The organism is Xanthomonas sp. 3307 (genome assembly GCF_014199735.1).
Classification (GTDB): Bacteria; Pseudomonadota; Gammaproteobacteria; order Xanthomonadales; family Xanthomonadaceae; genus Xanthomonas_A; species Xanthomonas_A rydalmerensis.
Genome location: NZ_JACHOG010000002.1, coordinates 1 through 26,293 on the forward strand (window position 1 = coordinate 1; position 26,293 = coordinate 26,293).

At 69.3% G+C, this 26,293-nt stretch carries 27 protein-coding genes and 4 tRNA genes; 13 read left to right on the top strand and 18 right to left on the bottom strand.

Annotation, left to right across the window (positions count from 1 at the left end):
• From GGR64_RS04845 to GGR64_RS04900, 12 genes are all read right to left on the bottom strand, one after another.
• Positions 1–236, bottom strand: a 236-nt coding sequence (locus tag GGR64_RS04845) for a GTP-binding protein (protein ID WP_260302844.1), incomplete at its 3' end; no start/stop codon positions are given.
• Positions 237–281: 45 nt separating this feature from the next.
• Positions 282–357: transfer RNA gene (locus tag GGR64_RS04850), tRNA-Thr, on the bottom strand.
• A gap of 30 nt (positions 358–387) precedes the next feature.
• A tRNA-Gly gene (locus tag GGR64_RS04855) sits at positions 388–461 on the bottom strand.
• Between the two features lie 32 nt (positions 462–493).
• Positions 494–579, bottom strand: a tRNA-Tyr gene (locus GGR64_RS04860).
• A gap of 159 nt (positions 580–738) precedes the next feature.
• A complete protein-coding gene (gene ychF, locus GGR64_RS04865; RefSeq protein WP_160959215.1) occupies positions 739–1,830 on the bottom strand; it encodes a redox-regulated ATPase YchF in 1,092 nt (363 codons plus the stop codon).
• 75 nt (positions 1,831–1,905) lie between these two features.
• Complete coding sequence (gene pth, locus GGR64_RS04870; RefSeq protein WP_184644331.1) at positions 1,906–2,490, bottom strand: aminoacyl-tRNA hydrolase; 585 nt, start codon at positions 2,488–2,490, stop codon at positions 1,906–1,908.
• Between the two features lie 53 nt (positions 2,491–2,543).
• Positions 2,544–3,194, bottom strand: coding sequence for a 50S ribosomal protein L25/general stress protein Ctc (locus tag GGR64_RS04875; protein WP_160959210.1), 651 nt, complete (start codon positions 3,192–3,194; stop codon positions 2,544–2,546).
• Between the two features lie 163 nt (positions 3,195–3,357).
• The gene (locus tag GGR64_RS04880; protein WP_160966991.1) at positions 3,358–4,317 is read right to left on the bottom strand and encodes a ribose-phosphate diphosphokinase; all 960 of its coding nucleotides are present in this window, start codon (positions 4,315–4,317) and stop codon (positions 3,358–3,360) included.
• Between the two features lie 141 nt (positions 4,318–4,458).
• Positions 4,459–4,535, bottom strand: a tRNA-Gln gene (locus GGR64_RS04885).
• Positions 4,536–4,548: 13 nt separating this feature from the next.
• Positions 4,549–5,412, bottom strand: a complete 864-nt coding sequence (ispE, locus tag GGR64_RS04890) for a 4-(cytidine 5'-diphospho)-2-C-methyl-D-erythritol kinase (protein WP_184448285.1) — start codon at positions 5,410–5,412, stop codon at positions 4,549–4,551.
• Positions 5,409–6,062, bottom strand: coding sequence for a lipoprotein insertase outer membrane protein LolB (gene lolB, locus GGR64_RS04895; protein WP_184644333.1), 654 nt, complete (start codon positions 6,060–6,062; stop codon positions 5,409–5,411). Before lolB ends, ispE begins: the two co-directional genes overlap by 4 nt.
• Positions 6,059–7,729 carry a tetratricopeptide repeat protein gene (locus tag GGR64_RS04900; protein WP_184644335.1) on the bottom strand — a complete coding sequence of 557 codons (1,671 nt, stop codon included), beginning with the start codon at positions 7,727–7,729 and terminating at the stop codon, positions 6,059–6,061. Before GGR64_RS04900 ends, lolB begins: the two co-directional genes overlap by 4 nt.
• A 66-nt stretch (positions 7,730–7,795) precedes the next feature.
• Between GGR64_RS04900 and hemA the strand changes: the two genes are divergently transcribed.
• From hemA to ppk2, 8 genes are all read left to right on the top strand, one after another.
• Positions 7,796–9,079, top strand: a complete 1,284-nt coding sequence (hemA, locus tag GGR64_RS04905) for a glutamyl-tRNA reductase (RefSeq protein ID WP_160966983.1) — start codon at positions 7,796–7,798, stop codon at positions 9,077–9,079.
• A complete protein-coding gene (gene prfA, locus GGR64_RS04910) occupies positions 9,057–10,142 on the top strand; it encodes a peptide chain release factor 1 (RefSeq protein ID WP_184644338.1) in 1,086 nt (361 codons plus the stop codon). Before hemA ends, prfA begins: the two co-directional genes overlap by 23 nt.
• Positions 10,139–10,591: a GNAT family N-acetyltransferase gene (locus GGR64_RS04915; RefSeq protein WP_184644340.1), complete on the top strand. Its 453-nt coding sequence runs from the start codon at positions 10,139–10,141 to the stop codon at positions 10,589–10,591. Before prfA ends, GGR64_RS04915 begins: the two co-directional genes overlap by 4 nt.
• 40 nt (positions 10,592–10,631) lie before the next feature.
• The gene (locus GGR64_RS04920; protein WP_184644341.1) at positions 10,632–12,347 is read left to right on the top strand and encodes a tetratricopeptide repeat protein; all 1,716 of its coding nucleotides are present in this window, start codon (positions 10,632–10,634) and stop codon (positions 12,345–12,347) included.
• Positions 12,348–12,723: 376 nt separating this feature from the next.
• The gene (locus tag GGR64_RS04925; protein WP_260302845.1) at positions 12,724–13,248 is read left to right on the top strand and encodes a hypothetical protein; all 525 of its coding nucleotides are present in this window, start codon (positions 12,724–12,726) and stop codon (positions 13,246–13,248) included.
• A 202-nt stretch (positions 13,249–13,450) separates the two neighbouring features.
• Entirely contained in the window at positions 13,451–13,969 is a 519-nt protein-coding gene (moaB, locus tag GGR64_RS04930; RefSeq protein WP_184644345.1) for a molybdenum cofactor biosynthesis protein B, read from the top strand.
• A 13-nt stretch (positions 13,970–13,982) separates the two neighbouring features.
• A complete protein-coding gene (locus GGR64_RS04935) occupies positions 13,983–14,327 on the top strand; it encodes a helix-turn-helix domain-containing protein (RefSeq protein ID WP_160966973.1) in 345 nt (114 codons plus the stop codon).
• The gene (gene ppk2 / locus GGR64_RS04940) at positions 14,324–15,112 is read left to right on the top strand and encodes a polyphosphate kinase 2 (RefSeq protein ID WP_184644347.1); all 789 of its coding nucleotides are present in this window, start codon (positions 14,324–14,326) and stop codon (positions 15,110–15,112) included. The genes GGR64_RS04935 and ppk2 overlap by 4 nt, the downstream gene beginning before the upstream one ends.
• A 455-nt stretch (positions 15,113–15,567) precedes the next feature.
• Here the strand turns inward: ppk2 and GGR64_RS04945 are convergent, their stop codons facing one another.
• Complete coding sequence (locus GGR64_RS04945) at positions 15,568–16,209, bottom strand: TlpA disulfide reductase family protein (protein WP_326520304.1); 642 nt, start codon at positions 16,207–16,209, stop codon at positions 15,568–15,570.
• Positions 16,206–17,480, bottom strand: a complete 1,275-nt coding sequence (locus GGR64_RS04950) for a YihY family inner membrane protein (protein WP_167087655.1) — start codon at positions 17,478–17,480, stop codon at positions 16,206–16,208. The genes GGR64_RS04945 and GGR64_RS04950 overlap by 4 nt, the downstream gene beginning before the upstream one ends.
• Positions 17,481–17,556: 76 nt before the next feature.
• Between GGR64_RS04950 and wrbA the strand changes: the two genes are divergently transcribed.
• The 4 genes from wrbA (at position 17,557) to ybaK (ending at position 19,554) form a co-directional block, all read left to right on the top strand.
• Positions 17,557–18,153: an NAD(P)H:quinone oxidoreductase gene (gene wrbA, locus GGR64_RS04955; protein ID WP_184644349.1), complete on the top strand. Its 597-nt coding sequence runs from the start codon at positions 17,557–17,559 to the stop codon at positions 18,151–18,153.
• Positions 18,150–18,506, top strand: a complete 357-nt coding sequence (locus GGR64_RS04960; RefSeq protein WP_184644351.1) for a DUF2069 domain-containing protein — start codon at positions 18,150–18,152, stop codon at positions 18,504–18,506. Before wrbA ends, GGR64_RS04960 begins: the two co-directional genes overlap by 4 nt.
• A 79-nt stretch (positions 18,507–18,585) precedes the next feature.
• The gene (locus tag GGR64_RS04965) at positions 18,586–19,071 is read left to right on the top strand and encodes an asparaginase domain-containing protein (protein WP_017909075.1); all 486 of its coding nucleotides are present in this window, start codon (positions 18,586–18,588) and stop codon (positions 19,069–19,071) included.
• A 9-nt stretch (positions 19,072–19,080) separates the two neighbouring features.
• Entirely contained in the window at positions 19,081–19,554 is a 474-nt protein-coding gene (gene ybaK, locus GGR64_RS04970; RefSeq protein WP_184644353.1) for a Cys-tRNA(Pro) deacylase, read from the top strand.
• Between the two features lie 329 nt (positions 19,555–19,883).
• Here the strand turns inward: ybaK and GGR64_RS04975 are convergent, their stop codons facing one another.
• From GGR64_RS04975 to sufT, 3 genes are all read right to left on the bottom strand, one after another.
• Positions 19,884–21,659, bottom strand: a complete 1,776-nt coding sequence (locus GGR64_RS04975; protein ID WP_184644355.1) for a S8 family peptidase — start codon at positions 21,657–21,659, stop codon at positions 19,884–19,886.
• 589 nt (positions 21,660–22,248) lie between these two features.
• Positions 22,249–23,349: a branched-chain amino acid aminotransferase gene (locus tag GGR64_RS04980; protein WP_184644357.1), complete on the bottom strand. Its 1,101-nt coding sequence runs from the start codon at positions 23,347–23,349 to the stop codon at positions 22,249–22,251.
• A gap of 109 nt (positions 23,350–23,458) precedes the next feature.
• Complete coding sequence (gene sufT, locus GGR64_RS04985) at positions 23,459–24,010, bottom strand: putative Fe-S cluster assembly protein SufT (RefSeq protein ID WP_160966962.1); 552 nt, start codon at positions 24,008–24,010, stop codon at positions 23,459–23,461.
• Between the two features lie 105 nt (positions 24,011–24,115).
• Here sufT and GGR64_RS04990 point away from each other — a divergent pair, with 105 nt between their 5' ends.
• Complete coding sequence (locus tag GGR64_RS04990) at positions 24,116–24,535, top strand: hypothetical protein (RefSeq protein ID WP_160966960.1); 420 nt, start codon at positions 24,116–24,118, stop codon at positions 24,533–24,535.
• Positions 24,536–24,816: 281 nt separating this feature from the next.
• Here GGR64_RS04990 and GGR64_RS04995 read toward each other — a convergent pair whose 3' ends face one another.
• Positions 24,817–26,286 (bottom strand): NAD(P)(+) transhydrogenase (Re/Si-specific) subunit beta, encoded by a 1,470-nt coding sequence (locus GGR64_RS04995; RefSeq protein WP_184645168.1) that lies wholly within the window; start codon positions 26,284–26,286, stop codon positions 24,817–24,819.
• Between the last annotated feature and the right edge of the window lie 7 nt (positions 26,287–26,293).

Consider the following 26,293-nt stretch of genomic DNA (forward strand, 5'->3'; position numbering starts at 1 on the left):
TGCGCGTAGTGGCGCGTCGGGGATTCGTATTCCACGTGGGCGGTCGAGATCGTGATGCCGCGCGCCTTCTCTTCCGGCGCCGCGTCGATCGCGTCGTACGCCTTGAACTCGCCGCCGAAGCGCTCTGCGCCGATCTTGGTCAGCGCCGCGGTCAGCGTGGTCTTGCCGTGGTCGACGTGACCGATGGTGCCGACGTTGACGTGCGGCTTGGTGCGCTCGAACTTACCCTTGGCCATGGCTGCTTCTTCTCGGTGATCGTAGAAAGATTTGACGACTGAATATGGTGCTCACGAAAGGAATCGAACCTTCGACCTCCTCCTTACCAAGGAGGTGCTCTACCGACTGAGCTACGTGAGCGTTGTTCTATTGTGACACAAGCGCGTTCAATGGAGCGGGAGACGGGAATCGAACCCGCACCATCAGCTTGGAAGGCTGAGGTTCTACCGTTGAACTACTCCCGCTACGGGATGCCGCACTGCCACAACAAAATAACTGGTGGAGGGAGGTGGATTCGAACCACCGAAGGCGTAAGCCAGCAGATTTACAGTCTGCCCCCGTTGGCCGCTTGGGTATCCCTCCAACTTACCCACTCGAACCCGGCTGCGAAGCCGAAATCAGAGAGGGGTGAAACAGCCCGCTATTCTTCCCTGACATCCCCGCCTTGTCAACAGTATTTTGACGCGATGTCGTAGGAAATCGTCGTTGCTCGCGCGCGCCCGGCCAGGACACGCGCACGCCTCAGACGTTGAAGCGGAAATGCAGGATATCGCCTTCCTGCACGCGGTATTCCTTGCCCTCCAGACGCAGGCGCCCGGCCTCCTTGGCACCGGCCTCGCCCTTGTACTTGATGAAGTCGTCGTAGGCGATGGTTTCGGCGCGGATGAAGCCCTTCTCGAAGTCGGTGTGGATCACCGCCGCGGCCTGCGGCGCGGTCGACCCGGCCTTGACCGTCCAGGCGCGCACTTCCTTCACTCCGGCGGTGAAGTAGGTCTGCAGCCCCAGCAGGGTGTAGCCGGCGCGGATCACCCGGTTCAGGCCCGGCTCGTTCAGGCCCAGATCGGCCAGGAACGCATCGCGGTCGGCGTCGTCCAGCTGCGACAGCTCTTCCTCGATCGCCGCCGACACCGGCACCACCTCGGCGCCCTCGGCGGCGGCATGCGCACGCACCGCATCCAGGTGCGGATTGTTCTCGAACCCATCTTCCAGCACGTTGGCGATGTACATCACCGGCTTGAGGGTGAGCAGGAACAGATCGCGCACCAGCGCCTTCTCTTCCTCGTCCAGGCCGGCGTTGCGCCCGGCCTTGCCCTCGGCCAGCGCGGCCTGCAGCTTGGCCAGCACCGGCTTGCGTGCCGCTGCGTCCTTGTCGCCGCCCTTGGCCGAACGCTCGGCACGGTTGAGCGCCTTCTCCACGCTGTCCAGGTCGGCCAGGGCCAGTTCGGTATCGATGGTCTCGATGTCGGAGACCGGGTCGACCTTGTTGTTCACGTGGATGATGTCGCCATGCTCGAAGCAGCGCACCACGTGGGTGATCGCATCGACTTCGCGGATATGCGCCAGGAACTTGTTGCCCAGGCCCTCACCACTGGCCGCACCGGCGACCAGGCCGGCGATGTCGACGAACTCGACCGCGGTCGGCACGACCTTCTGTGGATTGATGATCGCCGCCAGCGCGTTCAGACGCGGATCCGGCACCGGCACCACGCCCACGTTCGGCTCGATGGTGCAGAACGGAAAATTGGCCGCGGCGATGCCCGCCTTGGTCAGCGCATTGAACAGGGTCGACTTGCCGACGTTGGGAAGGCCGACGATGCCGCATTTGATGCCCATGTTTCAGTTTCCGGGATTTGGGATTCGGGATTGGAGATTCGCCCAGCCGCGCGGCCGCGAATCCCCAATCCCCAATCACGCATCCCTGTTCGTATGCAACCGCTTCATCGCCTCGTTGAAGTCGCCCTGCACGGCCAGCGGCAGCACGTCGATGGCGTCGTCGATGGCGCGGTCGATGAGGACTTGGTCGTCCTTGCCGGCGCGTCCCAGCACCCACGGCACCACCTTGTCCTTGTGGCCGGGATGGCCGATGCCGATGCGCAGGCGGTGGAAGCCGGCATGCCCGAGCAGGCGAATGGTATCGCGCAGTCCGTTCTGGCCGCCGTGGCCGCCGTCGAACTTGAGCCGCGCGGTGCCCGGCGCCAGGTCCAGTTCGTCGTGTGCCAGCAGCGCCTGCGCCGGTTCGATCTTCCAGAAGCGCAATGCGGCCGTCACCGACTTGCCGCTGAGATTCATGAAGGTGGCCGGCTTCAGCAGCCACACCGCCTGCCCCGCAACCTCGATCTTGGCGGTCTCGCCGAACAGCTTGGCGTCCACGCCCCAGCGCGCGCCGGCCCGCTCGGCCAACGCGTCGACAAAACGAAACCCGGCGTTGTGCCGGGTGTTCGCGTGTTCGGCACCGGGATTGCCCAGGCCGACGATCAGACGCAGACCAGTCATGCGCAATGCATCGCCGCAGCGTCCGGACCGAAGCCCGGACGCCGCGCAGGCGATTACTTGCCGTCCTTCTTGGCCGGCTCGGCAGCGGCAGCCGCCGCGTCGGTGGCTTCCGGCTCTTCCTCGACACGGCCGTGCTTGGCGATGACCACCGCCACGTCGTGCTCCTTGCCCAGCTTCAGTTCCGGCAGCTCGACGCCGGCCGGCAGCTTCAGGTCGGACAGGTGGATCACGTCGCCGACCGACAGCGCCGACAGGTCGACTTCGACGAACTCCGGCAGGTCCTTCGGCAGGCACACGACCTGGATTTCGTTCAGCTCGTGGGTCACGACCACCTCGGCCGACTTGCCGGCCGGGGACACGTCCTCGTTGAGGAAGTGCAGCGGCACCGACGCGTGCAGCGCCTCGTTGTCGTTCACGCGCTGGAAGTCGATGTGCATGATCAGCTGCTTGAACGGGTGACGCTGCATATCGCGCAGCAGCACCTTCTGCACGTCGCCGTTCAGGCTCAGGCTGAGGATGGACGAATAGAACCAGTCGTTCTGGCTGGCCAGCCAGACTTCGTTGTGGTCGAGCTGGATGTTGACCGGCTTCAGATCGCCACCGTAGACGATCGCCGGGATCAGGCCGTCGCGACGGAGGCGGCGGCTCGCACCCTTGCCCTCGACTTCGCGGCGCTGAACCTTGATTTCATGCGTGGTTGCCATTTGCGTTTACTACCTTGGTTGAATGAACCGCCTCGCGGCGGTTTTGATGACTCTTCCGCGACCAGAAGAGTCTGGGAGAAGCCGGGATTGGAGATTCGGGATTGGGGATTCGCAACGGCGCCGCTTCTGCGAATCCCCAATCCCGAATCCCCAATCCCTGCCCTTAATCGACGTACAACGAGCTCACCGACTCGCCGAAGGCGATGCGGCGAATGGTTTCGGCCAACAGCTCGGCGACGCTGAGCTGGCGGATCTTGCCGCAGGCGCGGGCGGCCTCCGACAGCGGGATGGTGTCGGTGACCACCAGCTCGTCCAACTGCGAATTGGTGATGTTGCTCACCGCCGGGCCGGACAGCACCGGATGCGTGCAGTACGCGGCGACCTTCAGCGCGCCGCGCTCCTTGAGCGCGGCCGCAGCCGCGCACAGGGTGCCGGCGGTGTCGACGATGTCGTCGACCAGCACGCAGGTCTTGCCCTCGACGTCGCCGATGATGTTCATCACCGTAGACACGTTGGCGCGCGGGCGGCGCTTGTCGATGATCGCCAGGTCCGCATCGTCCAGGCGCTTGGCCACCGCGCGGGCGCGGACCACGCCGCCCACGTCCGGCGACACCACGATCAGGTTGTCGGTGCCGTAGGCGCGCCAGATGTCGGCCAGCAGCAGCGGCGAGGCGTAGACGTTGTCGACCGGGATGTCGAAGAAGCCCTGGATCTGGTCGGCGTGCAGGTCCACGGTCAGCACACGGTCGGCGTTGACCGCGCTGAACATCTTGGCGGCGACCTTGGCGGTGATCGGCACGCGCGAGGAGCGCATGCGCCGGTCCTGCCGCGAGTAGCCGAAGTACGGCACCACCGCGGTGACACTGGCGGCGCTGGCGCGCTTGAGCGCGTCGATGATCACCAGCAGTTCCATCAGGTTCTCTGCGCTGGGCGCGCAGGTCGGCTGGATCACGAACACTTCCTGCCGGCGCACGTTCTCCTCGATCTCCACCTGCACTTCGCCATCGGAGAAGCTGGAGACCATCGCCTTGCCGGGGCGCACGCCCAGTTCGCGGCAGATGCTTTTGGCCAGGGGCTTGTTGGCGTTGCCGGAGAACACCAGCAGGTTGCGTTGGTCTTGCATGAGGGGTCTCTCGGGTGGCTGCAAAGAGCGTGTGGCGACGAAAACCGGACGAATCGAAAAAGCGAGGAAAAGCGATGCCTTTCCCGTTGAATTCCCGCACAGGGATGTGCGGGCGTTTGCAGAGGGATCTGCATACCCAAATGGCAGGGGCGGTAGGATTCGAACCTACGAATGCCAGGATCAAAACCTGGTGCCTTGGGCCTCTTGGCGACGCCCCTGCGTAAACCTGTGTCAAGCCTCCAGCGCGTCGAGTAGCGGCGAACGCGGGACGCCGCCTGCCACCCAGGCGCGCATCCCGTCCGGCAAGTCCGCGAGCGCGCGCACGGCGGCAGCGCGATCGGCGAACTCGACGAAACAACCGCTCCCCGACCCGGTCAGGCGTGGCGTACCGATCCGCGCCAGCGCCTGGAACGTGGCCTGGACGGCCGGTTCGCGGCGAAGCAGGACCGGCTCGAACGCGTTACCGAGCAGGAAACCTGAAACGAAGTCCGCTATTTTCGCGGGCGCAGCATCCCGCGTCAAATCGGGGGACTGGAACAGCGCCGCGGTGGGCACGTGCACCCCCGGATCGGCGAGCACATACCAGGCCGGCGGCAGCGCCAGGGCGGTCAATTGCTCGCCCACCCCCTCGGCCCAGGCGTCGCGCCCGCGCACGAACACCGGCACATCCGCCCCCAGCGACAGGCCGAGGCCGGCCAGGGCATCCTCGTCCAGCCCGGCGCCCCACAGCGCGTTCAGCGCCACCAGTGCGGTCGCCGCATCGGACGAGCCACCGCCGAAGCCACCGCCCGCCGGAATGCGCTTTTCGACGCGAATATCCACACCTTGGACGACATTCGCCGCTTTTTGCAGAAGCCGCGCGGCGCGCACCAGCAGGTCGTCGGCCTCGGCGACCCCGGCCACGGAGGGGCCGATCCGCGCCACCACCCCGTCCGCGCGCGGCCGCAGGTGCACCGTATCGCCCCAGTCCAGCAGGCGGAACACGGTCTGCAACTGGTGGTAGCCGTCTGCTCGGCGGCCGGTGATCTGCAGAAACAGGTTCAGCTTCGCCGGGGCCGGCCAGGACGACCAGCCCCCGTCGATGGCCGCGCTCATGGCGCCGGAATGTCCCAGTGATCCACCAGCAAGCGCACCTTGGCGTCGCCGTTGCGCGCCTCGATGCGCCGCGGCAGGGCCGGCTGGCCGTCGCTGGGCGGGTACCACTCCTGGAACTCGATGTCCCAGCCCATCTGCCGCAAGGTGCGCGGCCGCCCCTGGGCATCGTAGTCCACGTGTTCGGGCGCTTCGGTATCCCACGCCACCTGCCCGCGCACCCACTGCGGCAGCAGATTGACCGGGATTTCCCAGCCGGTCGCTTCCAGCAGCAGCTGTTCGGCGTTTTCGCCTTCGCGCGGCCCGCCCTCCATGCCTTCCAGGCGCCCGGCCTCGGAGTGGCTGTCGCCGATCAGGCGCCAGCTCTGCCGGGTCACCGGCGCGCTGAGCTGCACCTCGTACTGGCGATGCTGCTGCTTCCAGTCGATGCGGCCGCTGCCGCCATTGCGGCCGTTGCTGATCGCGACCCGTCCCTGGAACGACCAGTCCGGATGCGCCTGCAGCCACTGCGCGCGCGCGGCCTCGGCCTGCTGCGCGGCGGCATCGGGCGTGGCGGCGGCGACCGGCGCCGGGGTGCGGGTCGGCAGCGCGCTGCAGCCGCCCAGCAGCAGCCCGGCGGCCAGCGCCCACGCGGCGCGCAAGCCAGGCCTCACGGGTTCACCTGTTCCAGGGCGCGGCGCAGCGCGCGATTGTCAGGATCGAGCTTGCGCGCCTCGTCGAAGTACTTGTTGGCCTCCTCGTGCTTGCCCTGCTCCCACAGCACCTGGCCGATGTGCGCGGCGATCTCCGGATCCTTCACCTGGCTCCAGGCGCGACGCAGCTGCACCAGCGCCTCCTGGGTCTTGCCGAGCCGGTACAGCACCCAGCCGTAGCTGTCGATGATCGCGGCATTGTCCGGATCGGCGGTGCGGGCGCGGTCGATCAGCTGCAGCGCCTCGCGATAGCGCTTGGTGCGGTCGGCCAGGGTATAACCGAGCGCATTCAGTGCCGCCACGTTCTCCGGGTCGGTGACCAGGATCTTGCGCAGATCGGCCTCGGCGCGGTCGATGCGGTCGCGGCGCTCCCAGGACAAGCCGCGCGCGTACAGCAGTGCGTTGTCGTCCGGATACGCGGCCAGGCCACGCTCGAACACCTGCAGCTCGCCTGCGTCGTCGCCGCTGCGCTGGCGCAGTTCCGCCTCCAGCACATAGGCGTCGCGGCGCGCGGCATCGTCGGCCTCGGCATCGTCCTGCAGCGCGCGCGCCTCGGCGAAGGCCGCGTCCTTCTGGCCCAGCGCGTACAACGCGCCGGCCGCGCGCAGCCGCGCCTCGCTGCGCAGCGGGCCGCCCGGCACGCCGCGATACCAGTCCACCGCCTCCTGGTTGCGCTTGAGGAACTCGGCGATCTTGCCGAGCAGCAGGCGTCGCTCCGGATCGGGCCGGTCGGCGCCCTTGCGCAGTTCGTCGTACAGCGCCATCAAGGCGGCGTTGTCCTGCAGCTTGGCCAGCATCGAGGCGCGCAGGCCATAGTTCTGAGTCGTCTGCGGCCCCAGCGCCAGCACCCGCGCCGCGGCGGCGGTGTCGCCGATGGCGTCGTAGGCATAGGCCAGTGCCGTGCGTAGTTCCGGATCGCCCGACACCTTGGGCTCCACACCCTGCAGCAGCGCGCGCGCCTGCTCGGTCTTGCCCGCCTGCTGCAGCTGCGTGGCGTGCAGCAGCGCCACGCGCGGCTCCTGCGGGAAGCGCTTGACCAGTTGGTCGACGATGCGCTCGGCCAGCTTGGGCTGGTCCAGGCGCAGCGCCAAACGCCCGAACTCCTGCCAGGCCTCGAGCTGGTCGGGGATAGCGTTGGCGTCGAGCAACTGGTCCAGGGCCTTGGCCGCCACCTCCGGATCGCGGTTGCCGCTGACCAGCGCGATCAGCGCGAAGCGCCAGCCGCGCGGATCCTTGTCGCGCAGCAAGGCCACCAGCAGGCTGCGCGCCTGGCGCAGGTTGCCGTTGCGCAGAGCCAGCGAAGCCTCGGAGCTGCGCATGGCCAGCGACTCGGGCGCGCGCTGCCGCCACAGCGCCAGGGCCTGGGCGGCGGCGGCACTGTCGTTGGCCAGCATCGCGATGCGGGTGGCGCGCTCGGCCAGACCGGCGTCGCCGGGGCTGTCGTTGGCGGCCTGCAGGTACCAGCGCGAGGCGTCGGCCAGCTGCCCGGCCTGCAGGGCGAACTCGCCGGCCAGGACCGGGGTCATCACGTCCTGGGCGGGGCTCGGCGCCTTGGCCGCGGCCGGTGCGGCCACGGCGGCGATTGCGGACAGCAGCAGAAAGGTACGGATGCGAATCAGTGCGGGCATCGGAAGCGGCCGGGCCGTAAAATGGGGCCCTGAATGGCCAGCAGCTTATCGCAAGCAACTGAACAGATGACGTTGTGGGTGCTCGGATTGAACCACCAGACCGCGCCGGTCGACCTGCGCGAACGGGTGGCATTCGCCGGCGACGCATTGCCGCGCGCGCTGCAATCGCTGCGTGCGCTGCCCGACGTCACCGAAGCGGCGCTGCTGTCCACGTGCAATCGCACCGAGCTGTACGCCATTGCCGGCGATGCACAGCACCTGGCCGACTGGCTGGATTCGCACGCCGCCGGCCTGCACGGCTATCTGTACCAGCACCAGGATGCGGACGCGGTGCGGCACCTGTTCCGGGTCGCCACCGGGCTGGACTCGATGGTGCTGGGCGAGCCGCAGATCCTCGGCCAAGTGAAGGACGCCTGGTCGCTGGCACGCGAGCACGGGGCGATGGGCAGCCGCCTGGACCGACTGTTCCAGCAGACCTTCTCGGTGGCCAAGCGCGCGCGCACCGACACCCGGGTCGGCGCCAATCCGGTCTCGGTCGCCTCCACCGCGGTGCGCCTGGCGCAGAGTTCCTTCGCCCGGCTCAGCGAATCCACCGTGCTGCTGGTCGGCGCCGGCGAGACCATCGAGCTGGCCGCCAAGCATCTCAGCGAGGGTCGCGTGCGACGCCTGCTGATCGCCAACCGCACCCTCGCCCACGCACAGGAACTGGCCAGCCGCCACGGCGGCGTGGCGCTGCCCCTGAGCGAGCTGGAGCGTCACCTGCACGAGGCCGATGTGGTGTTCTCGGCCACCGCCGCGCGCGAGCCGGTGGTGACCCGGGCGCAGGTCGAACAGGCGCTGCGCGCACGCAAGCACAAGCCGATGCTGCTGTTCGACCTGGCAGTGCCGCGCGACATCGAGGCCGGCGTGGCCGACTTGGCCGACGCCTACCTGTACACCGTCGACGACCTGGAGCGCGCGGTCGAGGACAACCGACGCGGCCGCCGCGAGGCCGCCGAGGCGGCCGAGGCGATCATCGACCTGCAGGTCGTGCGCTACATGGAAGCGCTGCAGGCCAGCACCCGCCAGGCGCCGCTCAAGCGCCTGCGCGCGCATGGCGACAGCACCCGCGACGACGTGCTGGCCAAGGCGCGTCAACAACTGGCGCACGGCAAGCCCGCCGACGAGGTGCTGGAGTTCCTCGCCAATACCCTCACCAACCGCCTGCTGCATCCGCCCACCGCGGCCCTGCGCGAGGCGGCGCTGCGCGGCGACGCCGACCTGGCCCGCGCCGCCGAGCGCCTGTTCCCGGAGAAGCCGGGCTATTTCCACCCCATTCTGAAGACCGATGACACCGACCCTGCGCCGTAAGCTGGAGGCGCTGGCCGAGCGTCGCGAAGAACTCGAACGCCTGCTGTCCGACCCCGAAGTGGTAGGCGACAACACGCGCTTCCGCGACTATTCGCGCGAGTTCGCGCAACTGGAGCCGGTCGCCGCCGCGCTGGCGGCCGAGGCCTCGGCCAAGGCCGACCTGGCCTCGGCCGAGGCGATGCGCGCCGATCCGGAACTGCGCGAGCTGGCCGAGGAGGAAATCGGCGCCGCGCAGGCGCGCCTGGCCGAACTGGATGCGGAACTGGCGCTGCTGCTGGTGCCGCGGGATCCGCGCGACGACGGCAACCTGTTCCTGGAAGTGCGTGCCGGCACCGGCGGCGACGAGGCGGCGATCTTCGCCGGTGATCTGTTCCGCATGTACGCGCGCTACGCCGAGCGCCAGGGCTGGAAGGTGGAAGTGGAATCGGACAGCCCCGGCGAGCACGGCGGCTACAAGGAGATCGTGGCGCGCATCGTCGGCCGCGGCGCCTACTCCAAACTCAAGTTCGAATCCGGCACGCACCGCGTGCAGCGCGTGCCGGCGACCGAGTCGCAGGGTCGCATCCACACCTCCGCGGCAACGGTGGCGATCATCCCCGAGGCCGACGACGTGGAGGAAATCGCGATCAACCCGGCCGACCTGAAGATCGACACCTTCCGCTCCTCCGGCGCCGGCGGCCAGCACGTCAACAAGACCGAGTCGGCGATCCGCATCACCCATGTCCCCAGCGGCGTGGTGGTCGAGTGCCAGACCGAGCGCAGCCAGCACGCCAACCGCGACAAGGCGATGAAGCGGCTCAAGGCGCAGTTGCTGGAGGCCGAGCGCAGCAAGCAGGCCGCGGCCGAGGCGCAGGACCGCAAGCTGCAGGTCGGCAGCGGCGACCGCAGCCAGCGCATCCGCACCTACAACTTCCCGCAGGGCCGGATCACCGACCACCGCGTCGAGGGCCTGACCCTGTACGACCTGCCGAACGTGATCGAGGGCGACCTCGATGCACTGATCGGTCGCCTGAGCCACGAGCACCAGGTCGACGAACTCGCGCGCCTGAGCGACAGCCCGTGAACGTGCGCGTGCGCCAGGCCGATGCGCACGACCTGCCGGCGCTGGCAGCGCTGTTCGATGCCTACCGGCAGTTCTACGGGCAGGCCCCGGATGCGGCGACCGCGCACGCCTTCCTGGCTGCGCGCCTGGCCCGCGCCGAGTCGGTGGTGCTGCTGGCCGAGCGCGATGCGCAGGCCGCCGGCTTCGTGCAGTTGTATCCGTCCTTCTCTTCGGTGCGGGCGGCGCGGCTGTGGATCCTCAACGATCTATACGTCACGCCTGCGCACCGCCGCCACGGCGTGGCGCAGGCGCTGCTGCACGCCGCCGAAGGCCACGCCGCGGACGATGGCGCGGTGCGCATCGTGCTGGAGACGGCGCAGGACAATCTCTCCGCGCAGGCCCTGTACCGCGCCTGCGGCTGGCAGCAGGACCTGAGCGCGCAGCACTACGCCAAGGCGTTGGTGCCATGAGTGTGCGCGGACTGCGGTCGATCGCGGTCGCCACGGCCGCATGAACGGCGGCGGCGCCGACGAACGCCTGCAATTGCAGGCCGCGGTGCGGCTCGATCCGCAGGATTTCCTGGCCTGGGTGATGCTCGCCGACGCCGAACTCGGCGCCGGCGCGGTTGCCGCGGGCGAACAGGCCGCCGTGCGCGCACTGCAGCTGCGTCCGGGGCATCCGGAGGCGCTGGCGCGGCTGGGCCGGGTGCGCTGGACCCAGGGTCGCCATGCCGAGGCCGCGCAGGCCCTGCGCGCAGCGCTGCAACAGGCGCCGCAGCACCCGGGCATCGCGGTCTGGCTGGGCCACGCACTGGAAGACAACGGCGAGGCGGAAGCCGCAGCGCAGGCCTATGCGCACGCGCATGCCTTGCTGCCGCAGGAACCGTCGATCGCCGCCTACCTGCTGAACTGGCGCCGCAAGCTGTGCGACTGGCGCGGGCTGGACGCGCTGTCGCAACAGGTGCGCAGCGCGGTGCGGCAGGGGCACCCGACCATCGAACCGTTCGCCTTCCTCAACGAGGACGCGGGCGCGGACGAGCAGTTGCGCTGCGCGCGCAACCGCGCCCAGGCGCTGGCGCGCGCCCTCGCGCCGCTGCCTGCCACGCAGGTGCGCAGTGATGGCGCGCTGCGCATCGGGTTCCTGTCCAACGGCTTCGGCGCACATCCCACCGGCCTGCTGACCGTCGCCCTGTTCGAGCGCCTGCGGGCGCATCCCGACCTGCAGGTGCACCTGTTCGCGCTCAACCACGACGATCGCAGCGCGATCGGCGCGCGCCTGCAGGCGGCCGCGCATGCCTGGCACGCCGTGGCCGGGCAGCCGCATCGGCAGATCGCCCAGCGCATCCGCGACGCCGGCATCGACCTGCTGTTCGATCTGCGCGGCTGGGGCGGCGGCGGCACACCCGAGGTGCTGGCGTTGCGCCCGGCGCCGGTGCAGTTGAACTGGCTGGCCTACCCCGGCACCTCCGGCGCGCCGTGGATCGACTACGTGGTCGGCGATGCCTATGCGTTGCCACCGGCCCTGGCCGCGCACTACAGCGAGCGGGTGCTGCGGCTGCCGCGCGCCTTCCAGCCTTCCGACGACACCCGCCACGTCGGCGCCCCACCGGCGCGCCGCGACTGCGGCCTGCCCGAGCACGGCACCGTGTTCTGCTGCTTCAACAACAGCTACAAGCTCGGCCCGCGCAGCATGGCGCGGATGCTGGAGGTGCTGCGACAGGTGCCGGACAGCGTGCTGTGGCTGCTGTCCGGCCCGGGCCAGGCCGATGACCGACTGCGTGCGGCCGCTGCGGCGGCCGGCGTGGAACCGACGCGTCTGCGCTTCATGCCCAAGCTGGCGCATCCGGACTATCTGGCGCGCTACCGGCACGCCGACCTGTTCCTGGACACCCATCCGTACAACGCCCACACCACCGCCTCCGATGCCCTCTGGGCCGGCTGCCCGGTGCTGACCTGCCCCGGCAGCACCTTCGCCGCACGCGTGGCCGGCAGCCTCAACCATCATCTCGGCCTGGACGAAATGAATGCCGCCGACGACGCGGCGTTCGTCGCGACCGCGGTGCGCCTGGGTCGCGATCCTGCTGCACTGCAGGCGCTGCGCGAGCGGTTGCACGCGCAGCGCGCGGACAGCGGGCTGTTCGACATGCAAGGTTTCGCCGCCGACTTCGCCGCGCTGCTGCGCGACACTGCGGCACGCCACGGCTGGCAAGGCGCCGCGTCGGCCTGATTGAATCGGGATGTGCGGCAGCCGCGCGGCGCGCATGAACATGCGTGAGGCGCGACGGCGCGTCACTTGTCGCCATCGACGTCGCTGATGGAACCTTTGCATCGCATCATTCGGTCTCTTCTCGCGCGCAACGCCACGACGCACCCCGCGATGAGGACGATCCATCGCTGCAGATCGCACCGAAGCGTCACAGACAATCAGCGAGTGTGGCCTGTGCATGTCAGCGGATCGTCCACAACACTTGACCTCAAGCAAACTTGAGGTCCGACACTGCGCGCACGCTCCCTGTGCAGATCCCGCGATGTCGCTGTCGTTCCCCACGTCCACGCCCTCCTCCCCCTCGCCCACACGCAGCATGCTGCTCGCCGAGGCGTCCATGCCCGACCGGACCGCGCTGCTCGAAGGCGTGCGCGGCCTGTGCGACCACCGCCTGCACGCCCTGACCTGGATGGAATCCCTCGGCGACGCTCCCGATCTGCTGTACGCACGCTGCTGCTGCGACGCGGCACCGGAACTGCATGAATTGCTGCGCGCACGCCTGCCGGCGCTGCGGCGGACGCTGCGGCGCTACCGGCGCATTCGCAGCGGCGTGTCCGATCCGCACCGGGAAGCGTCCTGCGTGGTGGTCACACGTGTCCCGACACGCGATGCGGCGCAGGCGCAGCGCCGCGCCGACGCTGCCTTCGCCGCCCTGCAGGATGGCGCGCATGCGCTGCGGGGATTGATCGCCGCGCAGCTGTACCTGTCCGACGACGGCAGCACTCTGCTCGAATGCACCGAGTGGCACGGCGCCGACGCACAGCGACGCGCGCTGCAGCGCGAGCCCGAGCGCCTGCCGCTGGCGGCCGATCGTGCCGCCAGCGTCCGCCGCTTCCGGCCGCGCACGCTGGCCCTGGCGTGAAATACCCGATCCTCCGCATGCAGCGGCTCGATCGCGCTTAGGCGCCGGGATCGGGCTCAAGCAAGGCCGACACGCCACGCGGCCTGCCTTATTGGGCGCGGGCCGGTCTCCATCCAGCAAGCAATGGCCCTGGAAGCACCGTAGCTGAAGCGGTGGCGCGGGCAGGCTATACGCCGGCCGGGCGAGCGGCTAGGCTGCCGGCATGAGCGCAAACGCCGACTTCATTGCCTTGAACCTGTGCGTGCTGACCGTCTCGGACACGCGCAGCCTCGACCAGGACAGTTCCGGCGACTACCTGGTCGCCGCCCTCAGCGGCGTCGGCCATCGCCTGCACGCGCGGGAGTTGCTGCCGGACGACCGCTACCGGATGCGCGCCACGGTCTCGGCCTGGATCGCCGATCCCGAAGTGGATGGCATCCTGGTCACCGGCGGCACCGGCTTCACCGGCCGCGATTCCACGCCCGAGGCCCTGCTGCCGTTGCTGGACAAGCAGATGCCGGGGTTCGGCGAGCTGTTCCGCGCGATCAGTGTCGAGGAGATCGGCACCTCCTCGCTGCAGTCGCGCGCCTTCGCCGGCCTGGCCAATGCCACCTTCCTGTTCTGCCTGCCCGGCTCCACCTCGGCCTGCCGCACGGCCTGGGAACGGATCATCGTCGCGCAGCTGGATGCCCGCACCCGCCCCTGCAATCTGGCCACGCTGCGCCCGCGGCTGAAGGAATGACCTGGACTCCCGCATGTCCCTGGACACCACGTTGCGCCTGCTGGCCAAAGCCAGCGGCATGAGCGCCGCGGACATCGCCGCGGCCATCCCACGCGCCGGTGCGGCCACGGTCAAGGCCTGGATGGCCGGCGAGAAATTGCCCGGGCGCGCCCAGCTCACTGCGCTGGCGCGCACCTTCGGCGTCCCCGCCGGCGCCCTGCTCGGCGAACTGGCCAGCCAGCTGGACCCGGCGCGCACCCGCGGCGAACACGATCTGCTGCAGGCCTACCGCGCCCTCGACACCCGCCAGCAGGGCGCGCTGCTGGAAGTGGCGCGCAGCATGGCCGGCACCGGCACCCGCAAGCGGAGCAGCAAATGAGTCATCTGAAGCGCAAGCAGTACAAGGCCCTGATGCAGCCGCTGCAGTTGGAACTGATGGCGATGGCGCAGGCCGTGCAGCACAGCGGCGAGCGTGTGCTGGTGCTGTTCGAAGGCCGCGACACCGCCGGCAAGGGTGGTGCGATCCAGGCCATCGCCGAACACCTGAACCCGCGCCAGTGCCGGGTGGTGGCCCTGCCCAAGCCGACCGACCGCGAAGCCACGCAGTGGTATTTCCAGCGCCACATCGCGCACCTGCCGGCCGCCGGCGAGATCGTGCTGATGGACCGCAGTTGGTACAACCGCGCCGGCGTGGAGCGGGTCATGGGCTACTGCAGCGATGCCGAGTACCACGCCTACCTGCGCCAGACCCCGCTGTTCGAGCGGCTGCTGGTGGACGATGGCATCCGCCTGTTCAAGTACTGGCTGTGCGTGGACCAGGCGCAGCAGGAAAAGCGTTTCGCCGAGCGCCTGCACGACCCGCTGAAGGGCTGGAAGCTGTCGCCGGTGGACCTGAAGTCGCGCAGCCAGTACGCCGACTACACCCGCGCCCGCGAAGCGATGCTGGAGGCCACGCATCGCGACTATGCGCCGTGGACCCTGGTCGACTTCAACGACCAGAAGCGCGGCCGCCTGACCCTGATCCGGCACCTCCTCGATCAGTTGCCGGAAACCCGCCTGCACGAACCGGACCTAGACCTGCCGCCGCTGAAGCACAAGCTGCACAAGGAAAAGTTCGGGCTGCTGCAGCCGATTCCGTCGTATGAGGTCGGGAGTGGGGATTAGGGATTGGGGATTGGGTGAGGCGCGCAGTCGTCACCTTCCGACAGCGCCTCGCTTGGCGCGCCCACCCACAGGGATAGTGCGTCGCGGCTGAAGCCGCTTTTAAGGGGGACAGGCGCCTGTTTAGTGGAGTGCGAGCAGAGGCCATCGTAGGAGCGGCTTCAGCCGCGACGAGCGAAGCCATCCCATCCTCCCGTCGCGCAAGGCGTCGAGACTGAAGTCCCTCCCACAACGACTGCGCTTCATTCCGGACGCATCGGATAGGAGGTCGGGTTTAGCCGCGTCACCACCATCGGTCAGCCTTCCGGGTCGCGGCTGAAGCCGCTCCTACAGCGATTCGACCGCGACCTGATGGCGACCTGATGGCGCCTCCGCACGCACGGAGGCACGCATCCCAGTCCCCAATCCCGAATGCCCAATCCCAGGCGGCGACCACGCCGCCCAGCCAACCGACACCCTCACCCCGCCGCCTTCCCCTTGCCCCGACCGGGTGCCGGGCCGCCGGCAGCGGCGATCGCGCTTTCGATGCCCTTCGCGTTGACCGGCCCCAGGAACTGCTTGGCGACCTTGCCATCGGGCGCGATCAGGTAAGTCATCGGCAGCCCGCGCGGAGTGGCGAAGTCCGCCGGCGGCGCATAGGTGTCGACGATGACGATCGGATAGGCGACCGGATGCTGCTTCAGGAACGCCTGCATCTCCGCCGGCTCGATGTCCTCGTAGGCCAGGCCCACCACCTCGATGTTGTCGCGCATCACGTGCAGGGCCGACAGCTCCGGCATCTCCTTCAGGCACGGCGCGCACCAGGTGGCCCAGAAATTCACCACCACCCACTGCCCGCGATGCGCGGCCAGGTCGTACTCGCGGCCATCCACCGCCTTCATCTTCAGGGTCGGCTCGGGGCGGGTCTCCTGCACCACGGACGGTCCGGCTGCCGGGGCGGCGGGGGCCTCCGGCGCGGGCGGGGCGGGCGGCGGCTTGGGCGAGGAGGATGGCGCGGTGGTCGCGGTGCCGTCGGCCGGCTTGGGCGTGGGCTGGCGGTCGCACCCGGCCAGCAAGGCGGCGGCGGCGAACAGCGGGAACAACAGGCGCATGGCGGTCATGCAAGGTCTCCGATCTCGGTGTAGAGGTCGCCGACGCGACGCTTGAGCACGTCGCGCAGCGGCAGGCGCAGTTCGTCCAGCGCGCGGCACGCCGCCTGGCCCAGGGCGTCGTCGCGGCACGGCAAATAGGTCTCGACGACGGGGATGCGCAGCTGGCAATTCTCGTACAGCTCGGCCACCGGCAGGTCGCTCAGGTCGCGGGCCAGCAACCAGTCGCCCTGCTCGGTACGGCGGAGCAGGCGGATGCGTTCCAGCTCGCACAGCAGTTGCTGCATCAACGAGTCGGTCAGCATCGGCTCCAACTGCAGGATCTGGTCCTCCTGCAGCCCGCAGCCCTGCTTGCGCGCCTGCGCGAAGCGCCCGAGCAGGCGCAGCAGGCCATAGATCTCGTAGCCGGCCGGCAGGCGCATCGAGGCCGGCTGGTAGCGGAACGCGGCGATCGAGGACGACACCGAGGCACCGAGCAGGATCGCGATCCAGCTCAGGTAGATCCACAACAGGAAGATCGGCACGAACGCGACCGTGCCGTAGATGCGCTGGTAGGACTGGAAGCTGCCCAGGTACAGGCTCAACCCCCACTTCACCAGTTCCAGCAGCAGCACCGCCAGCAGCGCGCCTGGCACCGCGTGGCGCAGCTTGACCGTGTGGTGCGGCACCACCCGGTACACCAGGGTGATGCAGACGAACTCGATCAGCACCGGCGCCACGCTCAGCACCACCTGCGCCAGCAGCCGGCCCTCGCTGGTCTTGAACAGCGGCAGCGCGAAGAACCGCGCCGACACCGCCAACGATGCCGCGGCCAGCAGCGCGCCGAGGGTCAGCACGGTCCAGTACACCAGGAAGCGGGTCAACTGCGGCCGCGCCGACACCACCCGCCAGATCTGGTTGAAGGTCTGCTCGACGCTGTTGAGGGTGATCAGCAGCGAGACCACCAGCGCGACCACGCCGGCGGTGGTCAGCTGCCCGGCGCTGGCCGAGAACTGGCGCAGGTAGGCCTCCACCGAGCGCGCCGCGGCCGGCACGAAGTTGGAGAAGATGTAGTCGCTGAGCTGGTCGCTCCACTTGTCGAACACCGGGAACGCCGACAGCACCCCGAACACCACCACCGCCAGCGGCACCAGCGCGAAGATGGTGGTGTAGGCCAGCGAGGCCGCGGCCTGGAACAGCCGGTCGTCGATGAAGCGCCGCCATAGGAAGCCGGCGAAGCTGCGCATGCGCGCGCGGTCGCGCAGGCGATCGGCCCAGAGATTGACGGTGTCCAGCGGCTGCATCGGGCAAGGGTACCCGATGCGCATGGACGCCGGCATCGTCGATACTGGCGGTCGTTTCGATCCACGAGAGGGCCGCATGGCCGAGATTCTGGTCCTGTACTACAGCCGCGGCGGCTCGGTGGCGCGCCTGGCGCGGCAGATCGCGCGCGGCGTCGGCGAGGTGCCGGGCATGGCCGCGCGCCTGCGCACCGTGCCGCCGGTGGCCGCGGTCACCCAGACCAGCGCACCGCCGGTGCCCGACAGCGGCGCGCCGTACGTGGATGCCAGCGACCTGCGCGACTGCGTGGGCCTGGCGCTGGGCAGCCCGACCCGCTTCGGCAACATGGCCGCGCCGGTCAAGCACTTCATCGACGGGCTCGGCGCCGACTGGGCCAGCGCCACCCTCGCCGGCAAGCCGGCGGCGGTGTTCACCTCGACCGCGTCGCTGCACGGCGGCCAGGAAGCCACCCTGCTGTCGATGCATCTGCCGCTGCTGCACCACGGCTGCCTGATCGTCGGCATTCCCTATACCGAACCGCTGCTCAGCAGCACCCGCAGCGGCGGCACGCCGTACGGGGCCAGCCACGTCGCTGGTGCCGACGACGATCCGCAACCCAGCGAGGAAGAAGCGCAACTGGCGCGCGCGCTCGGCCGGCGCCTGGCCGACATCGCGCAGCGACTGGCGGCGCTATGAGCGGGGGGCGCCTTCAGGTGGCGCTGGGGGTGACGCTGCTGGCGCTGGCGGCGCTGTTCGCGGCCTGGTTCCACGACGATCGCCACCGTCTCGCCGCCCTGCTGGTGTTCGCGCTGCCGCCGCTGCTGCTCGGCGTGGGCGTGCTGCGCGGCTCGGCGCTGGCGCGGTTCTGGAGCGGCGTCGGCGCGCTGCTGTGGTTCAGCCATGGGGTGATGACCGCCTGGAGCCACCCGCCGCAGCGCGGCTACGGCTGGGCCGAACTGCTGCTGGCGCTGCTGGTGGTGGGCCTGTCCAGCGCGCCGGGCATCCGCGCGCGCTTCGCTCGCCGCCGCGGCGCCGCCGGGCGCGACTGAGCGGCCATCCCGCCGCGCCCGGTATCATGGACGGCCTGCGCGGCCACGGCCGCGTCCCGACATGCTTCTAGGAACGGCAATGGAAGAACTCCTGATCGTCACCACCGGCGGCACGATCGACAAGATCTACTTCGACGACAAGTCCGACTACCAGATCGGCGACCCGCAGATCGGCCAGATCCTCAAGGAACTGGGCGTGACCTTCCGCTTCACCGTGATCCCGATCATCCGCAAGGATTCGCTGCATATCACCGACGAGGACCGCGAGCTGATCCGCGCCACCATCGCCGCGCAGTCCGCGCGGCATGTGCTGATCACCCACGGCACCGACTCGATGGTGCAGACCGGCAAGGTGCTGCAGGCGATCGAGGGCAAGACCATCGTGATGACCGGCGCGCTGAACCCGGCGCGCTTCCGCGGTTCCGACGCCGAGTTCAACATCGGCTGCGCGGTCGGCGCGGTGCAGTCGCTGCCGGCCGGCGTCTACATCGCCATGAACGGGCGCATCTGGGATCCGCAGAAGGTGCGCAAGAACGTGGCGGCCAACCGCTTCGAAGCCGCCTGAGCGACCGCGATGTCCAAGGCCACGCGCGCAACCAAGGCGTTGGACGCGGCCGGCATCGCCTATCGGCTGCATCCCTACGACTACGCTGCCGAGGCCGCTGCCAAGGGCCTGCAGGCCGCGCAGGCGCTGGGCCTGCCGCCGGAGCGGGTGCTGAAGAGCCTGATGGCCTGGGTCGATACGCGCGCGGTCTGCGTGGTGGTCCCGTCCGACCGCCGTGTGCAGTTGAAGAAGCTGGCCGCGGCGGCGGGCGGCAAGGCGGCGCGGATGATGGAGGCCGCCGAGGCCGAGCGCCGCACCGGCTACAAGGTCGGCGGCATCAGCCCGCTGGGCCAGCAGCGGCCGGCGCCGGTGCTGGTGGAGCAATCGGCACTGGGCGCGGGCAGCGTGTGGTTCAACGCCGGGCAACGCGGCCTGCTGCTGGAGATGGACGCCGCGCAGATCCTCGATGCGCTACAGGCGCGTGCCTGCGATCTGTGCGAATGATGGCGACGCAGGAGCGAAAGGCGTAGCTCGCGCCCCTGCCGATCGCCGCGCCGGGCAGCGGCCTGTGCGTGAGCATTGGCACGCACCGAAGCCCACGCCGTCGTGCCAGCGGCCGGATCCGCACGACAAGTGCTGCGATGGCTGACATGGCGTAGCGCGGTGGCACGCCACGCGACAGCGCGCCCCTGCGCCCATAAACCTGCGCCCATAAAAAAGCCCCGCGCCGAAGCGCGGGGCGACCGAGAGTGGCAGCATCGGCGTCCTGCCGACCGCTGCGATCCGGCACCGGGAGGTGCGCGGCGGCCATAGCGGCCGCCGCGACGGATGCCTCAGTAGTCGGCCTTCAGGCTGAGCCCGGAGAACGTGCTGTACGCCTTCACCCGCACGTAGTAGGTGCCGGCCTGCGGGGAGTTGAAGGTGCAGCTCTCGTTGTTGCCGTTCTTGTACGGACGGCAGTCGTAGGCCGAATCGGTCGGCGCGCTGCCGAAGCGCACGTACAGGTCGGCATCGCCGCTGCCGCCGGAGGTGGTGACCACCAGGCTGCTGGCACCGGACGGCACCTTGACCGTGTAGTTCAACGAAGAGCCGCTGTTGGCGCTGAGGTTGGTGACCGCCACGCCGTCCTGCAGCTCGTTGCTGCTGCTGCCGCCACCGCCGCCGCTGCCGCCGTTCTGCGCCGCGGTGACCGCCGCGTTGGCATCGAGCAGGCCGGCGCCGCACCCCTGCGAGCAGGAGAAGCTGGCGGCGGTGTTCTTGATGGTGCTTTCCACCTGCGCCGGGGTCAGCGCGGTCGGCGCCACCGACTGCATCAGCGCAACCACGCCGGCCACGTGCGGGGTCGCCATCGAGGTGCCGTTGTACGAGGCATAGCTCGGGTTGCCCGGGGTGGTGGTGCCGTCGTTGAGGGTGGACAGGATGTTCGAGCCCGGCGCGGAGATGTCGATGCCCGCGCCGTAGTTCGAGTAGCTGGCCTTGGCCCGCGACGAGGTGGTGGCCGCCACCGCGATCACGTTGTTGCAGTTGGCCGGCACCGAGCTGGACACGTTGGTCGAGCTGTTGCCCGCCGCCACCACCACCGTGGTGCCGCGGCCGACCGCGCCGTTGATGGCGTTCTGGTAGGTGCTCGAGCAGGTGCCGCTGCCGCCCAGCGACATGTTGATCACTTCGGCCGGGTTCTGGTTGGCCGGCACGCCGCTGACGGTGCCGCCGGAGGCCCAGGTGATCGCATCGGCGATGTCGGAGGTGTAGCCGCCGCACTTGCCGAGCACGCGCACCGGCAGGATCTTGGCCTTGAACGCGGTGCCGGCCACGCCGGTGCCGTTGTTGGTGACCGCGGCGATGGTGCCGGCCACGTGGGTGCCGTGCCAGCTGGAGTCGGAGGCCGGCGAACCGGAGTAGCACTCGCCGGCGGCGGCCCAGTCGCCTTCGTCGGACGGGTCGCTGTCGCGGCCGTTGCCGTCGCGTGCGGCATCCGCATCGCTGATGAAGTCGTAGCCCTGCAGGACGTTGGCGTTGAGATCGGGGTGGCTGGTGATGCCGGTGTCGATGACCGCCACGACCACGCCGTCGCCGGTGGCCTTGTCCCAGGCCGAGCGCACGTTGATGCCGGCATTGCTGGTGCCGAAGGCCCACTGGTCGCCCAGGCGCGGATCGTTCGGGGTCAGGGCGATGGTCATGCGCTGGTCGACCTCGACGTACTCGACGTTTGGGTCGGCGGCGATCTGCCGCATCAGCGTCTCGGCCTCGGCACGGTCCAGCGGACGGCTGGCCTTGACCACTTCCGGCCCCACCGCCAGGCGGCGCAGGCTGGTCAGGCCGAGCGCGCGGCCGTTCTTGGCCGGCAGCGCGGCGGCGGCCGATTGCAGCGTCGCGCGCAGCGCCGCCGAGGGCGCGGCAGCGGCCGCGGAGGCGCTGGAGATGCTGACCGGCGCGGCGTCGCGGGTCTTGACGATGAAGCGCTGCACGGTCGGTTCGGAAGACAGGCCGGAGAGGTTCACGTCACCGGCAAACGCTGGGGTGGCCAGCAGCAGCGAGGTGAGAGCAGAGGCGCCCAGCACCACCAGCCACGGACGCTGGCGCGAACCACGATGCGACATTTCGGACATTCGGACTTCCTTTCGGTTGAGTAGCCGCCTGATGGCGGTGTTCCGCGCTGCACCGGCCCGGCCTTAACCTGAACCCGGCATGCATTGCGAGCCCGGTCGACCCCTGTGTTGCCGACCATTCATCGAACCTAGCTCAGTACAAGTGCGTATGGAGCGGGCTGTGACGGAAATCCGTTGTACAAAACCATGAAATGCAATGGGATTCGATGTAATAAAGTGATTCTTACCTCATTTTTGCTGCGGTGCAGCATGCCAAGACGCCAAATTTGGCAAATTCAGGGCAGCCTTTTGGCACTCGCGCGACGTCTCGGCAAGAAAAAGAGACAACAGATACAGACAGGCCGGGAGGGTCGGCAGGACACCTCGCCGCACCGGGATGGACACGAAATGTCCAGCGCGCGGACTCCTCCGTTGGAGAGGACAGGAGCGCGTCGGGCGCATGGACGGGGCACCGACGCCTCAGGCGCCGCGCCACCAGCGCGGATACCGCCCGCGATGGTGGACGCCATCGCCGGACACCCTGCGCCTGGGGCGCGAAACCCGCACGCCAGGGCGGCCGATGCTCCCCCCCGGCGTCGGGGGGCGGGGTTCAGCCCAGCCGCACCAGCCAGCCGTGACGGTCGGCCACGCGGCCGTACTGGATGTCGGTCAGTTCCTGGCGCAGCGACAGCGTCACCGGGCCGGCCGGGGCGGTGAGGTCGCCGACCTCAAAATCCTTGCCCTTGAGCTGGCCGATCGGGGTCACCACCGCGGCGGTGCCGCAGGCGAACACCTCGGCGATCTCGCCCGAGGCCACGCCGTTGCGCCACTCGTCGATGCTGACCTGCCGCTCCACCACCTGCATGCCGCGGTCGCGGGCCAGTTGCAGGATGCTGTCGCGGGTGATGCCTTCCAGGATGCTGCCCGACAGTGCCGGGGTGACCAGGCTACCGTCGCGCATCACCAGGAACACGTTCATGCCGCCCAGTTCCTCGATGTACTTGCCCTCGACCGGGTCGAGGAACAGCACCTGCGAGCAGCCCTGCGCCTGCGCCTGCTGCTGCGGCAGCAGCGAGGCGGCGTAATTGCCGCCGCACTTGGCCGCGCCAGTGCCGCCCTTGGCGGCGCGCGCGTAGTCGGTGGACAGCCAGATCGCCACCGGCGCCACGCCCTTGGCGAAATAGGCGCCCGCCGGGCTGGCGATGACGTAGTAGCCGGCCTTCTGCGCCGCGCGCACGCCCAGAAACGCCTCGTTGGCGATCATGAACGGACGGAAATACAGGCTGGTCTCCGGCGCCGACGGCACCCAGGCCGCATCGACCGCGATCAGCTGCCGCAGCGATTCCACGAACAGCTCCACCGGCAGCTCCGGCAGCGCCAGGCGCTGCGCCGAGCGCTGCAGGCGCTTGCCGTTGGCCTCCGGGCGGAAGGTCCAGATCGAGCCGTCGGCATGGCGATAGGCCTTGATGCCTTCGAAGATCTCCTGGCCGTAATGCAGCACCGAGGCGGCGGGGTCCAGCGCCAGCGGGCCATAGGCACGCACTTGCGCGTCGTGCCAGCCCTGCTCGCGGCTCCATTCGATGGCGACCATGTGGTCGGTGAAGTAGTTGCCGAAGCCCGGCGCGGCGAGGATCTGCGCGCGCGCCTCGGCGCTGCGCGCGGCGGTGGACGGGATCAGGCGGAACTGCGTGGACGGCTCGGTAGCGGACACCGGGAATTCCTGTGGTAGTCGAGGGATGGCCAGGGCCGCCGGGCATGGCGGCCGCAGCGGCGGCGCCAGATCCGGGCTCCGGCACGACGCGCGGGGCGTCGCGCGGGGGTCAGAGCATGCCGGTTTCCAGGCGCGCGGCCTCGGACATCATATGCCGGCCCCATGGCGGATCGAACACCAGCTCGACGTCGGCCTCTGCGATGGTCGGGATCATTTCCAGCTTGCTGCGCACGTCGTCGACCAGGATCTCGCCCATGCCGCAGCCCGGCGCGGTCAGGGTCATCTTGACCTCGACGGTGCGCTGGCCATCCTCGCGCGCGTGCATGGTCACGTCGTAGATCAGACCCAGATCGACGATGTTGAACGGGATCTCCGGGTCGAAGCAGGTGCGCAGCTGCTGCCAGATCAGCGCTTCGACCTGCTCGTCCCCGGCATCGTCGGGCAGTTCCAGCCCCGGCGGCGGCTCCTTGCCGATGGCGTCGCCGTCCTTGCCGGCGATGCGGAACAGGTTGCCCTCCACGAACACCGTGTAGCTGCCGCCCAGGGCCTGGGTGATATAGCCATAGCTGCCGGCCGGCAGGGTCACCACGTCGCCCTGCGGCACCATCACCGCCGCGCAATCGCGTTCGAATTGGACAGGTTCACTGCTGCGTGAGTACATGGGGGCGATATGGGGACGGGCCCCGCCGGTGCAAGTCGTGCAGTTTATCCGAGTGCGCGGGGCGCGCGCCGGAAGTATCCTGTACGCCTTCTCCGGGAACATCGAATGCCGCCTTCCTCCACGCCGGCCAGGCCCTCGCACTGGCTGTGGCCCCTGCTGCTCGCCATGGGCTGTTTCACCGCACTGATCGCCTGGTTGCTGGTGGCGCTGTCGCTGGGTCGCCAGGCCGGCTGGATGGCCGTGGTGGTGGCGCTGGAGAGCGCCTGGATGCTGCGCCTGGGCAACCTGCCGCGCGGGCCGCTGCGCATCGCGGTGGCGATGCTCGCCACGGTGCTGGTGATCGTCGCCGCCAACTGGGGGATCGCCGCCGCGCAGATGGGCGCGGGGCTGGGCCTGAACGTGTGGGATTCGTCGCTGAAGATGGGCGCCCAGTACGCCTGGACCCTGACGATGCTGGCCAATAGCCCCAGCGATCTGCTGTGGCTGGGCATCGGCGTGGTCACCGCGTACTTCAGCGCGCGCTGAAGCGGCGGGTCGCGGTAGACACCGCGCCTACGAGCGAGGCAAGCCGGCTGGCCGCGGCGTCAGGCCTCTCTCGTCCTCCCTGTTTTCGCCACGCACGACGTTGGCATTTTGTAGGAGCCGCTTTAGCCGCGAGGGGCGTTACCGGTAACGCCCCTCGCGGCTAAAGCCGCTCCTACGGTTCCTGCGAGCGCACCTGCGATCGCTGTCCGAAACCTCCTTGAACGCGACAGCAGGAGAGGTCCCAGAGCGCCGTCCCTGCCCCACTGTCGCGCCCGCGGCACTCAATGCCCGCCGCCGTCCAGCGCCTTCAGTTCGCTGACCAGGGCACCGGCCGCCTCGGCGCCGTCGCCGTAGAGCATGCGGGTGTTGTCGGCATAGAACAGCGCGTTCTCGATGCCGGCGAAGCCGGTGCCCTTGCCGCGCTTGATGACGATGACGTTCCTGGAATTGACCACGTCCAGGATCGGCATGCCGTAGATCGGGCTGGCCGGGTCGGTCTTGGCGACCGGGTTGACCACGTCGTTGGCGCCGATCACCAGCGACACGTCGGTGCTGGCGAACTCGGGGTTGATGTCGTCCATGTCGGCGATCAGGTCGTAGGGCACGCCGGCTTCGGCCAGCAGCACGTTCATGTGTCCGGGCATGCGCCCGGCCACCGGGTGGATCGCGAACTTGACCTTGACCCCGCGTTCGATCAGCCGCTGCGCCAGTTCCCAGATCTTGTGCTGCGCCTGCGCCACCGCCATGCCATAGCCCGGCACGATCACCACGCGCTCGGCGTAGGCCATCATCGCCGCCACGTCGCCGGCCTCGATCGGCTTCTGGCTGCCGGCGATCGCCTGCGCCTGACCACCGCCGCCGAAGTTGGAGAACAGCACGCCGCGGATCGGCCGGTTCATCGCCTTGGCCATCAGCCGGGTCAGCAGGATGCCGGCCGCGCCGACCATCATCCCGGCGATGATCAGCGCCTCGTTGCCGAGCACGTAGCCCTCGAACGCCACCGCCAGGCCGGTGAAGGCGTTGTACAGCGAGATCACCACCGGCATGTCGGCGCCGCCGATCGGCAGCGTCATCAGCACACCCAGGGCCAGCGCCAGCACGAAGAACAGCACGATCGCCAGCGGACTCAGGCTGATCGCGGCCCACGCGCCCACGCCCAGCATCGCCACGCACACCAGCAGGTTGAACGCCTGTTGCCCAGGGAAGGTAACGCGCTTGTCCAGGCGCCCGTCGAGCTTGGCCCAGGCGACGATCGAGCCGGACAGCGACACCGCACCGATCGCCGAACCGATCACCGCCAATGCAAGCGTGGTCGCATCCGGCTGGCGTGCGGCCAGCGCGGCGATCGCGGCCTCGCTCCAGTGGGTCGTATCGCGGCGCATCAGGAACGAGAAGCGCAGCAGTTCCACCGCACCGATCGCCGCCGCCGAGCCGCCGCCCATGCCGTTGTACAGCGCCACCATCTGCGGCATGTCGGTGATCGCCACCTTCTTGGCCGAGATCCACGCCGCGGCGGTGCCGAGCGCGATCGCCAGCACGATCAGCGGCAGGTTGTGCAGGCCCGGCAGCAGGAAGGTGGCGGCGGTCGCCAGCAGCATGCCGAAGCCGGCCCAGCGGATACCGCCGCGCGCGGTCCTGGGCGAGGCCATGCGCTGCAGGCCGAGCAGGAACAGGGTGGCGGCGACCAGATAGCTGCTCTTGATCAGGATCGGCAACAGTTCCATCAGCAGGCGTGCTCCGAAAAAGGACATCTGCCCG